The 12,673-nt window shown below is 63.4% G+C and carries 12 protein-coding genes; 8 read left to right on the forward strand and 4 right to left on the reverse strand.

Annotation, left to right across the window (positions count from 1 at the left end; translation table 11 throughout):
- Nucleotides 1-158 precede the first annotated feature (158 nt).
- Nucleotides 159-1,721, reverse strand: coding sequence for a cysteine--tRNA ligase (gene cysS, locus ACVNHC_RS07855; RefSeq protein WP_457166889.1), 1,563 nt, complete (start codon nt 1,719-1,721; stop codon nt 159-161).
- Between the two features lie 360 nt (nt 1,722-2,081).
- Here cysS and ACVNHC_RS07860 point away from each other — a divergent pair, with 360 nt between their 5' ends.
- Both ACVNHC_RS07860 and ACVNHC_RS07865 read left to right on the forward strand, forming a co-directional pair.
- A complete protein-coding gene (locus ACVNHC_RS07860; protein WP_058900287.1) occupies nt 2,082-2,270 on the forward strand; it encodes a hypothetical protein in 189 nt (62 codons plus the stop codon).
- Nucleotides 2,271-2,363: 93 nt separating this feature from the next.
- Nucleotides 2,364-2,714: an ArsR/SmtB family transcription factor gene (locus ACVNHC_RS07865; RefSeq protein WP_457166890.1), complete on the forward strand. Its 351-nt coding sequence runs from the start codon at nt 2,364-2,366 to the stop codon at nt 2,712-2,714.
- A gap of 21 nt (nt 2,715-2,735) precedes the next feature.
- Here the strand turns inward: ACVNHC_RS07865 and ACVNHC_RS07870 are convergent, their stop codons facing one another.
- Nucleotides 2,736-3,266, reverse strand: coding sequence for a CreA family protein (locus ACVNHC_RS07870; RefSeq protein ID WP_374628740.1), 531 nt, complete (start codon nt 3,264-3,266; stop codon nt 2,736-2,738).
- A 317-nt stretch (nt 3,267-3,583) separates the two neighbouring features.
- Between ACVNHC_RS07870 and kdpF the strand changes: the two genes are divergently transcribed.
- The 6 genes from kdpF to ACVNHC_RS07900 are packed head-to-tail and all read left to right on the forward strand — an operon-like array spanning nt 3,584 to nt 11,450.
- Nucleotides 3,584-3,685: a K(+)-transporting ATPase subunit F gene (kdpF, locus tag ACVNHC_RS07875; protein WP_197717589.1), complete on the forward strand. Its 102-nt coding sequence runs from the start codon at nt 3,584-3,586 to the stop codon at nt 3,683-3,685.
- A 19-nt stretch (nt 3,686-3,704) separates the two neighbouring features.
- Complete coding sequence (gene kdpA, locus ACVNHC_RS07880; protein WP_457166891.1) at nt 3,705-5,414, forward strand: potassium-transporting ATPase subunit KdpA; 1,710 nt, start codon at nt 3,705-3,707, stop codon at nt 5,412-5,414.
- 13 nt (nt 5,415-5,427) lie between these two features.
- On the forward strand, nt 5,428-7,491 hold the full coding sequence (gene kdpB / locus ACVNHC_RS07885) for a potassium-transporting ATPase subunit KdpB (RefSeq protein ID WP_457166892.1): 2,064 nt from the start codon (nt 5,428-5,430) through the stop codon (nt 7,489-7,491).
- Between the two features lie 4 nt (nt 7,492-7,495).
- On the forward strand, nt 7,496-8,065 hold the full coding sequence (gene kdpC / locus ACVNHC_RS07890; protein ID WP_457166893.1) for a potassium-transporting ATPase subunit KdpC: 570 nt from the start codon (nt 7,496-7,498) through the stop codon (nt 8,063-8,065).
- A 5-nt stretch (nt 8,066-8,070) separates the two neighbouring features.
- Nucleotides 8,071-10,752, forward strand: coding sequence for an ATP-binding protein (locus tag ACVNHC_RS07895; RefSeq protein ID WP_457166894.1), 2,682 nt, complete (start codon nt 8,071-8,073; stop codon nt 10,750-10,752).
- Nucleotides 10,749-11,450, forward strand: coding sequence for a response regulator (locus tag ACVNHC_RS07900; RefSeq protein ID WP_457166895.1), 702 nt, complete (start codon nt 10,749-10,751; stop codon nt 11,448-11,450). The genes ACVNHC_RS07895 and ACVNHC_RS07900 overlap by 4 nt, the downstream gene beginning before the upstream one ends.
- Before the next feature lie 10 nt (nt 11,451-11,460).
- Here ACVNHC_RS07900 and ACVNHC_RS07905 read toward each other — a convergent pair whose 3' ends face one another.
- Entirely contained in the window at nt 11,461-12,093 is a 633-nt protein-coding gene (locus tag ACVNHC_RS07905; RefSeq protein ID WP_186393838.1) for a LysE family translocator, read from the reverse strand.
- A gap of 92 nt (nt 12,094-12,185) precedes the next feature.
- Complete coding sequence (locus tag ACVNHC_RS07910; protein WP_457166896.1) at nt 12,186-12,587, reverse strand: VOC family protein; 402 nt, start codon at nt 12,585-12,587, stop codon at nt 12,186-12,188.
- Between the last annotated feature and the right edge of the window lie 86 nt (nt 12,588-12,673).

Raw genomic sequence — 12,673 nt, forward strand, 5'->3', positions numbered from 1 at the left:
TCCGCTCCCCTCCCCCTCGTGGCTATTGCATCCACACATTAGGTTCGGACATTGCCCGCAGTTCTAAATCTGATCTGTGGCGGCGCTTCTCCGCCCCCCTCCCCCTCGTGGGGAGGGGTTAGGGGTGGGGGGCAGACTCTCGAGGGACGAAACGCCCCTCAGCGCTTCACCTCCCAAGAGGTCACACGCTCTCCCGTATCCTTGTCCTTGCCGTCCTTAAGCAAAATACCCATGGCGGAGAGTTCGTCACGGACGCGATCGGCTTCAGCCCAGTTTTTTTCAAGAATTAGCGTAAGGCGATGCCCAACTTTCCGGGCAATGTCGTCTGGCTCAAGCCCTAGTGTCGAGGCCACAACATAGTCCTTCACCGTCGGACGTTGCACTAGAACAGCTTGACCTGCACGATCCCAAAGTTCACCGAACTTCTGATCTGCAATGTCAAACTGTTCCTGGGGTAAATCGTACCAGGCCTGAATTTCTTTAAAGGGTGCACCCGTTACGAAGCACAAGTCAGCTGCAAATTGCTCAAGTGAGCCCTCCCCCGCTCTGATTGCTGCGGCTCGATGCGCAAAGGATTGAACAACCTCTGGCGTATTCAGATCATTTGCCAACACATTTACAACTTCATCTGAAGGCTTGGCTCTGATCAGTCCGATGTTAACGGTCTGAATCAACGACGCCCAGCTCTGCAGCAAGGCTTCCGCCTCCTCCAGCCGCTTCACCGAAAAATCAATCGGCTCGCGGTAGTGCGTCATCAGCATGGCAAGGCGCAGCACTTCGCCGGGCCATTTGCGGCCGCCGAATTTTTCCGTGTGCAGCAGGTCGTGGATGGTGACGAAGTTGCCCTCGGACTTGGACATCTTGCGCCCTTCCACCTGCACGAAGCCGTTGTGCAGCCAGAAGTTTGCCATCACGCTGGTGCCATGGGCGCAGCAGGACTGAGCGATTTCGTTTTCGTGGTGCGGGAAGATGAGATCCAGCCCGCCGCCGTGGATGTCGAACACCTCGCCCAGATGATGGGCGCTCATGACCGAGCATTCGATGTGCCAGCCGGGGCGGCCACGGCCCCAGGGGCTGTCCCAGCCCGGCTCTTCCGGGGAAGACAGCTTCCACAGCACGAAGTCGCCCGGGTTTTTCTTGTGGGCGTCAACGGCGATGCGCGCGCCTGCCCTCTGGTCTTCCAGATTGCGCTTGGAGAGCTGGCCATAGGCGGCCATGGAGCCCGTGTCGAACAGCACCTCGCCGCCATCTTGCGTCTGCGCCACATAGGCGTGGCCGCGGGCAATCAGCGTTTCGATCATCGACACCATGCCCGCGATATGCTGCGTGGCGCGCGGCTCATGGTTGGGCTCAAGGCAACCGAGCGCCTTCACGTCCGCATGGAACTGATCCGCGGTGGTGGAGGTCACCCGTGCGATGGCATCGTTCAGCGGCAGGCCGGGAAAGTCACGCAAGGCGCGGGCGTTGATCTTGTCATCCACGTCCGTGATGTTGCGCACATAGGTGACGTAATCGGCTCCATAGAGATGGCGCAGCAGGCGGTACAGCACGTCGAAGACGATGACGGGCCGCGCATTGCCGATATGGGCAAAGTCATAGACCGTCGGCCCGCACACATACATGCGCACGTTCTGCGGATCGATCGGATGAAAGACATCCTTCGTCCGGGTCAGCGTATTGGTCAGGCGCAGAACCGGGGCGTCCGGGCTGGCATTCGTCATGACACGTCGTCTCCTGGCCTGCTGGCCGGGGGCGTCCGTCTCTTTGGAATTGGCGCAAGGAGGGAACGGCCACAGCCAGCAGAGGTGCTAGCTGCAGATAATGGTGATCGGAATGAGAGTACCGCTGGCCGTATTCATGGCTCTGTTGTGACCGGTTTCCCGTTTCCGGTCAAGCATTCATCTGCCGCGCCGCGCGGGCCCACGCGCCCGGTTCCCTCAAGTTCCAAACATCTGTTCACAAAGCTGAACGCCAGCTGAATTTGCCCCTCAGACCCGGTTCAGCGCGCCCCTGCCACAGTAGCGCCATGAGTTGAACACAGCCCGCCGCAACGGCCGGGCAAGATGAAAATGGGGCCTGTCATGTTTGCACGTCTTGTCTCGGTCTGCTTCGTTCTCGCCATCATCGCTTCCCCCTTCGCCGGCCTTGCAGCCCTTGCCTCCAGCAAGCCGATGCCCTTCGGCGTCTCGGCCCAGAAGAGCATGTGCATGACCGCAGGCGTCAGCTGCGGCGCCGGCCACATCCTTCTGCCGGCCATGATCCGGGGCTGATCGCACTGGCAGGTTGCAGAGCCTTGCAGAAAGCCTGAAGACAGTGTGACGGCGCGGCTTGAAACAATCGGGTCTTGGTGCCATCTTGCGCCCATGGAAACCAAGGCTCTGGAAGAAAAGGCCGAAGCGGCCGTTCAATTTCTCAAGACCATCGCCTCGACACCGAGGCTGATGCTGCTGTGCATGATGGCCGACCGGGAGTGCAAGGTCGGCGATCTGGCCGGACAGACCGGCATGCGCATGCCCACCGTCTCCCAGCAACTCAGCCTGCTGCGCGCGCAAGGGCTCGTGCGCACCCGCCGGGAAGGCACGACGATCTATTACCGGCTGGCGAGCGACGCAGCCCGCGATGTCATGGGTGTACTCTACACCCATTTCTGCTCGCCCGATGCCAAGCCTCAGGAAGCCCCGCAGGCCGAGGACGAGGAAGAGCCCGCGCTGTAAGCCAGTGCGGACTTCTGCCTGTCATTTATCCAGAAAATCAGCACAGCGCGGCGCTTCGCCGCTGCCCCATGGCATGATGGGAACGGTGGAGGTGGAGTTCTTCGGGCTGCCTTCCACCAGCTTGTCGGAATAGACGAGATAGACCAGCACATTGCGCTTGGTGTCGCAGCCGCGCACGATCCGCATTTTCTTGAACAGGAACGACCGGCGCTGGCGGAACATCTCCTCGCCCTGCTCGAAGCGCGCCTTGAAGCTGACCGGCCCGACCTGACGGCAGGCGAGCGAAATGTCCGACACCTCCTCGGCAATGCCGAGCCAGCCGTCAATGCCGCCCTTTTCCGGGACGGTGAAATGACAGGCGACACCCTCCACCACCGGATCATCGATGGCATAGGTTGCAAGCTTGTGGTCAGGCGTGAGGAACTTCCACACGGTGGACTTCTTGAAGATGAGATCCGGCTGCTCCGCCGCGAGGGCCGAACCCGCCGCAAGCAGAAAAGCCAGAAGACCACCTGCGAGCCTTCCGGCCACGCCTCCGTGTCTGATGCTCATGCCCGTTGCCCTTTCCTGTCACGCAGATCAATGTTCCTTTTATGTGGCCGCTCCCACAGCAATTTTCCATAGCGGGCACAAGCTGCAGCCACAGCCGCACGGGCTGCGCCGCCTGCAAGACCAGTTTCAGCAGGAAGCTGGCCTTTATGTTTTCCTTATGCGCCCTGACTGACTTCCCAATCGAACCCTGATGCCGTTTGCGGCGATTGTGTGCCGGTCACAACAGGAGACCGGATCATGTCCGACATCATCTTTCTCGCGCTTGGATGCGGCTGCCTTGGGGGGCTTGCCCTCTATGCCCGTGCCCTCGACCGGCTGTGAGGACAAAAGCCATGTTCGAGCTTTTGTCCGGCCTTGCCGTGGTTTGCGGCCTCGGCATCTACCTCGTGGTCACGCTGCTGCGGCCCGAGCGGTTCTGATCCTCTACGGAGCGCACCCATGACCCTTTCCGGCTGGCTGCAGATCGGCCTGTTCTTCCTGGCTGTTCTCGCCATCATCAAGCCTCTCGGGCTTTACATGGCGCATGTCTTTTCAGGCAGGCGCACTTGGCTTTCTCCTGTTCTCGGTCCTGTCGAGAGCGGCTTCTACAAGGCTTCCGGCATTGATCCGCAGCGGGAACAGGGCTGGCTTGGCTACACGCTTGCCATGCTGACCTTTTCGCTGACGGGCTTCCTTGCCCTTTATGCCATCCTGCGGCTGCAGCACCTTCTGCCGTTCAACCCGCAGGGCTTTGCCGGCATGCCAGCGGATCTTGCCTTCAACACGGCCGTATCCTTCGTCACCAACACCAACTGGCAGAACTACGGCGGAGAGACGACCCTCAGCCACTTCAGCCAGATGGCCGGGCTGACAGTGCAGAACTTCCTGTCTGCTGCCACCGGCATGGCGCTGGCCGTCGCCTTCACCCGTGCCTTTGCCCACTCCAAGTCCAGCACGCTTGGCAATTTCTGGGCCGACATGACACGGGCGGTGCTTTACATCCTGCTGCCGCTGGCCATCCTCGTGGCCCTCGCATTCGTTGCCATGGGCCTGCCGCAGACGCTGAGCGCCTCTGCAACGGTCAAAACGCTGGAAGGCGCACAGCAGGTGATTGCCCTCGGGCCGGTCGCCAGCCAGGAAGCCATCAAGCAGCTTGGCACCAATGGCGGCGGCTTCTTCAACGTCAATGCCGCCCATCCGTTCGAAAACCCGACGGCTTTCTCCAACTATCTCAACATGTTAGCCATGCTCAGCGTGTCGTCTGCCCTCGTCTATGCCTTTGGCGTGATGGCAGACTGCCGCCGTCAGGCCTGGGCCTTGCTCAGCGCCATGGCGCTGCTGCTGATCGCCGGCGTTGCCGTGACCTACTGGGCGGAAACGCAAGGTAATCCGATCCTGACCGCCCTTGGCGCGGATGCGGCGGGCGGCAACATGGAAGGCAAGGAAGTGCGCTTCGGCCAGGCCATGACCGCGCTCTATGCCGCCGTTACCACAGGCCTTTCCAATGGCGGCGTCAACGGCATGCACGGGTCATTCACCGGCCTTGGCGGGTTGGTGCCGATGTTCCTGATCCAGCTTGGCGAGGTTCTTCCGGGCGGCGTGGGCTCGGGGCTCTATGGCATGCTCGTCTTCGCCCTGCTCTCGGTCTTCGTGGCGGGCCTCATGGTCGGCCGCACACCGGAATTTCTGGGCAAGAAAATCGACGGACGCGAGATGAAGTTCGCCATGCTGGCCGTGCTCATCCTGCCGCTGGTGATCCTCGGGTTCACGGCCGTGTCCGCCATGCTGCCCACGACCCTTGCCAGCCTTGGCACCGGTGGCCCTCATGGCCTGTCGGAGATGCTCTATGCCTATACCTCGGCTGCGGGCAATAACGGTTCGGCCTTCGGCGGGCTCAGCGGCGACACACCCTGGTACAATACGACATTGGGGCTCTCCATGCTCCTTGGCCGCTTTGCCTATGCAGTGCCCGTGATGGCGATTGCCGGATCTCTGGCGGCGAAGGTCAAGGTCCCTGCCTCATCCGGCACCTTCCCCACCGATGGGCCGCTGTTCACCGGCCTTCTCATCGCCATCATTCTCATTCTCGGCGGTCTGCAGTTCTTCCCGGCTCTCGCCCTCGGTCCCATTGCCGAACACCTGGCGATGCTGGCCGGCCAGACCTTCTGAAAGGGTTCCTCCCATGTCCACTGACACAAGGGATGCCAAGGGGCAGAAGCTGCCTCACGGCCCGAACATGCTCTCCCCCGCCATTCTGCTTCCCGCCTTGCGTGATGCGGTCGTGAAGCTCGACCCGCGCCAGCTGGTGCGCAATCCGGTCATCTTCGTCACCGAAGTGGTGGCGGCACTGGTGACCGTGCTGTTCGCCCGTGATCTGGTGCTGGGAGCGGAAGACACCGTCTTCTCCGGCCAGATTGCCGCATGGCTGTGGTTCACGGTGCTTTTCGCCACATTCGCCGAAGCCGTGGCCGAAGGACGCGGGCGGGCGCAGGCGGACAGCCTGAAGCGCACCAAATCCGAACTGACTGCCCGCCGCCTGCTGCCGGACGGCAGTACGGAAAACATCCCCGCCGCCAGCCTGTCTGTCGGCGACGAAGTGCTGGTGGCTGCCGGGGAGCTGATCCCGGGCGATGGCGAGGTGATCGAGGGCGTTGCCACGGTCAACGAAAGCGCCATCACCGGTGAATCGGCCCCGGTCATCCGTGAATCGGGCGGTGACCGCTCGGCGGTGACGGGCGGCACCGAGGTGCTGTCCGACGAGATCCGTGTGCGCATAACCGTGGCGCCCGGCTCCAGCTTCGTGGACCGGATGATCGCCCTCATCGAAGGCGCCCAGCGCCAGAAGACGCCGAACGAGATCGCCCTGTCGATCCTGCTGTCGGGCCTGACGCTGATCTTCCTCTTCGTCTGCACCGCTATCTGGGGCCTTGCCGCCTATTCCGGTGCGGTCATTTCCGTCACTGTGCTTGCGGCCCTGCTGGTCACGCTGATCCCCACCACCATCGGCGGGCTGCTGTCGGCCATCGGCATTGCAGGCATGGACCGGCTTGTGCGCTTCAACGTCATTGCCACATCGGGCCGTGCCGTTGAGGCCGCAGGCGACGTGGATACGCTGCTGCTCGACAAGACCGGCACAATCACCTTCGGCAACCGCATGGCCAGCGATTTTGCCGCTGCGCCCGGCGTCAGCATTCCCGAACTGGCGGAAGCAGCGCTTCTGGCCAGCCTTTCCGACGAAACCCCGGAAGGCCGCTCCATCGTTGCGCTTGCCACCGGTGACTTCGGCATCGCCCTGCCGCAGGTAACGCCTGATGCCGTCATCGCTTTCTCCGCCGAGACGCGCCTGTCCGGCGTGGACATGGGAGAGCGCCGCCTGCGCAAGGGGGCGGTGGATGCGGTGCTGGCCTTCGCAGGCCTCACGGCAGCAACGGCTCCGGCAGAGTTTTCCCGCGCCGTGGACCTGATCGCCCGCAGCGGCGGCACCCCGCTGGCGGTGGCTGATGGCAAGCGGCTGCTTGGCGTCATCCACCTCAAGGACGTGGTCAAGCCCGGCATCAAGGAGCGGTTTGCCGCCCTGCGCGCCATGGGCATCCGCACGGTCATGGTCACCGGCGACAATCCGGTCACAGCTGCCGCAATCGCCTCGGAAGCCGGCGTCGATGACTTTCTGGCCAGCGCCACGCCCGAAGACAAGCTCGCCTATATCCGCCGCGAGCAGCAGGGCGGCCGCCTGATCGCCATGTGCGGCGACGGCACCAACGATGCCCCTGCCCTTGCGCAGGCAGACGTGGGTGTTGCCATGCAGACCGGCACACAGGCAGCCCGCGAAGCCGCCAACATGGTGGATCTGGACTCCAGCCCCACCAAGCTCATCGAGATTGTGGAAATCGGCAAACAGCTGCTCATGACACGCGGCTCGCTGACCACCTTCTCCATTGCCAATGATGTGGCCAAGTACTTCGCCATCATCCCGGCGCTGTTCATCGCCGCCTATCCGGCGCTTGGCAGCCTCAACATCATGGGCCTCGCCTCGCCGCGCTCGGCCATCCTGTCGGCAGTTATCTTCAACGCGCTGATCATCGTGGCCCTGATCCCGCTGGCGCTGAAGGGCGTTGCCTACCGTCCGGCAGGCGCAGCCTCCCTGCTGCGGCGGAACCTTGCCATCTATGGCCTTGGCGGCCTGATCCTGCCTTTCGCAGGCATCAAGCTGATCGACATGGCCGTCAGCGCCCTCAATCTGGTGTAACCCCATGCTGAACCATCTCAGACCCGCAATCGTGCTCACCCTCGCCATGACCGTCCTGACCGGACTGGCCTATCCGCTCGCCATCACCGGAGCCGCGCAGGTTCTGATGCCGGGGGCAGCCAACGGCAGCTTGATCGAGCGGGACGGGAAGCCCGCAGGCTCGCTCTACATCGGTCAGGCCTTCAGCGATCCGCGCCACTTCTGGTCCCGTCCTTCCGCAACTCCGGACGCGCCTTACAACGCAGGCGCCTCGTCCGGCTCGAACCTCAGCACCACATCCGCCGCCCTGAAGGCGCGGGTGGAGGCAGAAGCGGCACGGCTGACCGGGAGCGGCCTGACCGCCCCCCTGCCAGCCGACGCCCTGATGGCCTCGGGCTCCGGCCTTGATCCGCATATCTCGCCAGCTTTCGCGCTGGCGCAGGTGCCGCGCATTGCGCAGGCACGCGGCATTGCGGAGGCAAAGGTCATCACACTGCTGCGTCAGCACACGGAAGAGCCGTTGCTTGGTGTCTTCGGAGAACCTCGTGTAAATGTGCTGGCGCTTAATCTGGCGCTCGATACCCTCAAGGAGTAAGCCGCATGGCCGAGGAAGACCGCAGGCCCGATCCGGATGCCCTGCTTGCCCTTGCGGACAAGGACCGGCGGGGCAAGCTGACGGTCTTCCTCGGGGCAGCCCCGGGCGTCGGCAAGACCTTCGCCATGCTGAGCCGCGCCCAGCGCCTCAAGGCCGATGGTATTGAAGTCGCCGTTGGGGTCGTCGAAACCCATGGACGCAGCGAAACCGCTGCCTTGCTGGACGGGCTGACTGTCCTGCCCCGCAAGCGGGTGCTGCATCGCGGGCGCATGCTGGAAGCCTTTGATCTGGACGGCGCCCTTGTGCGCCGTCCGCGCATTCTGATCGTTGATGAACTGGCACATTCCAACCCGGAAGGCAGCCGCCACCCGAAGCGCTATCAGGACATCGAGGAACTGACCGGCGCCGGCATTGATGTGTGGACCGCGCTCAACATCCAGCATCTGGAAAGCCTGGCCGACCTGGTGACCCAGATCACCGGCGTTACCGTGCGTGAACGGGTGCCGGATGTGGTGCTGAAACGGGCGGATGAGGTGATCCTTGTCGATCTTACACCGGCAGAACTGATCGAGCGCCTGCATGAAGGCAAGGTCTACCTGCCGGACAATGCACGCCGGGCCACGGAACGTTTCTTCCGTGTCGGCAACCTGACCGCATTGCGCGAGCTAGCCTTGCGGCGCACGGCTGGCCGTGTCGATGACCAGATGGTCGACTTTCTCAAGCAAAATGCCATTGAAGGCCCCTGGGCCACGAGCGAGAGGCTGATCGTTTGCGTGGGAGCGGATGAGCTTTCGGAGAAGGTGGTCCGGGTTGCCAGCCGTCTTGCCTCGGGCCTCAACGCGCCGTGGATTGCCGTCTCGGTGGAACGGGCCGACCGGGAAACGGAAACGAGCCCGGGTCTTGCCCGCATCGAACACATCCTGCATCTGGCAGAGCAACTGGGCGCCGAGACCCGGCGCATCATCGGCACCGATTTCGTGGAGGAAATCCTGCGCCTTGCCCGGCGCGAGCATGCCACCCAGATCGTCATCGGTGTACCCAGGAACCGTGGCTGGCGGCGCTTCTTCTCCCCCTCCCTGCCCGAAGCGCTCTCCCGCAAGGCATCCGGCATCGGCCTGCATCTGGTGATGCAGGAAGGCAAGGAAGCGCCGCGCGCCCTTGCCTGGCGCCCCCGGTTTTCCTGGAAGGACCTGCCGCACGCAGCGGCAACGGCCATGCTCTTTGCAACAGGTGTCACGGTCTTCGGGCAGGTGATCGACCTTTTCGTGCACCTGCCCAACATCTCGCTGCTTTTCCTGCTGGCGGTGTTGGGGGCAGCCGTCACCTCGGGCTATACGGCGGCTCTGCTGGCGGTGCTCTTTTCGGCGCTCTGCTACAATTTCTTCTTCATCAACCCGCGCCACACCTTCACCATCGCCGCCCCGCACGAGGTGTTCTCGTTCTTCGTGTTCTTTTGTGTGGCCGTGATCGCGGGCGGCTTTGCCTCGCGCATCCGTGAACAGGCGGAAACAGCCCGCAAACGCGCCACTGCCCTGCAATCTCTCTATGACTTTTCGCGCAAGATCTCCGGTACGGAGAAGGCGGAGGACGTGATCTGGGCCTCCGTCTCGCAGTTGCAGGCCAGCCTGAAGCGCAACATCGTCATGCTGGTGCCGGAGAATGGCGACCTGCGCATCGCAGGCGCCTGGCCGCCGGATACGGATCTGGACGTGACCGCCCTGACCGCCGCCCGCTGGGCTCTGGACAAGGAGGAGCGCGCCGGGCACGGCACAGGCACGCTGCCCAACTGCCGCTTCGAATTCCGCCCCCTGCTCAGCCCGCACGGGCCAGTTGGAGTGTGTGGCGTGGAGCAGACGGACGAGCGTATCGGCATCAATGAAGAACGGGCACTGTCAGCCATTCTGGATCAAACAGCGATCGCCATCGACCGGGCCCGCCTGTCGGAAACCAGCGCCGCCCAGACCGCACGGCAGGAGAGCGAGCGCTACCGTGATGCGCTGCTGTCTTCCATCTCGCATGACCTGCGCACCCCGCTGGCGACCATCACCGGGTCGGTTACAAGCCTGCGCCAGCTTGGCCGCCGCATGAGCCCGGAAAGCCAGGACGATCTCCTGCAGTCCATCGAGGAGGAAAGCAGCCGGATGAGCCGCTTCGTCGCCAACCTGCTGGACATGACCAGGATCGAGGCCGGCAGCCTTAAGCCCCGGCAGGAATGGCTGGATGTGACCGACGTGATCCAGTCCTCCGTCGAGCGGGCAAGGCGTTACTTCCCCGGCAGGGTGATCGAAACCGGCATTGCGCCGGGTCTGCCGCTGATCCGCGGCGACAGCGTGCTGCTGGGGCAGGTGCTGTTCAACCTCCTGGACAATGCCATCAAATATGGCGGGCAGGAGCCGGTGAACGTTTATGCAAGGCAAGACGGGGAGGACGTGCTCATTTCCGTCACAGATCTGGGCAAGGGTATTCCGCCGGAGGATCTGGAGCGGATTTTCGAGAAATTCTACCGGCGCGGCAAGGCAGATGGGCGGGCGCCCGGAACCGGGCTTGGCCTTGCCATCGCACGCGGTTTCGTGGAAGCCATGGGCGGGCACATCCATGCCGAAAGCCCGGCCATCCGGCGCAAGGGCACCCGGCTGGTCATGCGCTTTCCAGCAGGTCCCGCACAGGAAGGAAAATTGCCAGAATGACAGGACAATCCTCCGGCGCGCGCATTCTCGTCGTTGACGACGAGCCGCAGATCCAGCGGTTCCTCAAGCCTGCGCTGACGGCAGCGGGCTATGACGTGGTGGAGGCGGCAACCGGTGGCGAGGCGCTAAAGGCGGTGGCGACCGCCGCGCCTGATCTTGTCATCCTTGATCTCGGCCTGCCGGACATGGACGGCAAGGATGTGGTCGCCAGCCTGCGCGGCTGGAGCACCCTGCCGATCCTGATCCTTTCCGCCCGCGACCGGGAAAGTGAGAAGATCGCCGCACTGGATCTGGGCGCCGACGACTACATCGAAAAGCCCTTCGGCATCGGCGAGCTGACTGCCCGCATCCGCACGGCCCTGCGCCACCACGGACAGGCCGAAGCCTTGCCGCAAGTGCTGGAGACGGACGGGCTTGTGATCGATACCATTCGCCGGACCGTCTCGCGCGATGGTAGCGAGATCCGGCTGACACCAAAGGAATACGACCTGCTCGCCCTGCTTTCCCGCCATGCCGGGCGCGTCGTCACCCACCGCATCCTGCTGACCTCCGTCTGGGGCCCGGCACACGGGGATGACCTGCAGTATCTGCGCGTCTTCATCGGCCAGTTGCGCCAGAAGATCGAGCGCGACCCGGCCTCCCCAGCCATCCTGCGCACGGAACCCGGCGTCGGCTACCGGCTGATGACGGGGGACTGAGGGGCGCGCATCAGTTGCGCCAGAGCAGAAGACGGAAACCCGCCACGCCGAAGACCAGAGCCAGCGTTCCCTCGATCCAGCGCCGGGCACGCTGATAGATCCGGATCATTGGCCCCGTTGAGAACACCAGCGCATAGCCCGCGAAGACCGTAATCCCGAGAAGCACACAGCCGCCGATGATGGCATGAAGCGTATGGGCCGGAGAATTGGGCCGCAGCCCGAGCGTCATGATTGCCATCCACCCGAGAACGGCCTTGGGATTGGTGAGATGCAGCAGCATGCCGCGCCGGTAGAGCGCGCCCTTGCTGGCGGGCAGTCCGTTGCCCCGGCTCTCAGGCGCCTGAGCCGAAAGCGCCGACCGGGCGGCCTTGAAGGCAAGATACAAGAGGTAAAGCCCCCCTGCGATCTTCAACACGACCAGTGCCTCGGCATAGGCGGTGAGAATAGCCGAGATGCCCGTGGCGGCGAGCAAGGCCCAGCACATGCTGCCCGTGACGACGCCGAGCGCAAGCGCCACCGCCGGAGCGCGGCCCCGGCTCATCGCAACGCCCATGATGGCCATATTGCTCGGGCCGGGGCTGGCCGTTGCGATGACATAGGCCACATAGACGGGCAGCAACTGTTGCAGAAGATCGAGGTTCATCGATGTGCGCTTTCTGAAATGGCCTCAGGAGTGGGCCGCTCGCTGTAGCGGCGGCCAACAGCCCAGCCGGAAAATGCAAAGCAGGGAATCAATCAGACAAGATCTCCACGGAAGACCAGATGGATCTTGTTTCCATCGGGGTCCCGCAGATAGGCGCCGAAATAGCCGGGTGCATAGTGCGGACGCGGGCCCGGCGGCCCCTCGTCGCGGCCCCCGGCAGCCAGCCCTGCGGCATGGGCGGCACAAACGGCTTCCGCGTCAGGCGCAAGAAAAGCCGTCATTGCGCCGTTGCCGGCAGATGCAGGTTCACGGTTGAATGGCTGATAGGCGTAGAAGCGTGGCAGGGTTTGACCGGGGTTGACCCAGCATAGCGATGCTGGGCCGCCATCCGGAGCCACAGGCCGCTGCCGCAGGCCAAGAGGCTGCAGGACAGCGTCATAGAACCGGCCAGCCCTTTCCAGATCACTGACGCCGACCGTGATGTGACTGAACATGGACGCTCCTGCCTTTGTCTGACATGACACTATTGCCAATCAGCCGGGCAAGACAAGGCCCCATTCATGAGGCCATGCAAAGGCTT

This window comes from Pannonibacter sp. Q-1 (assembly GCF_054073275.1).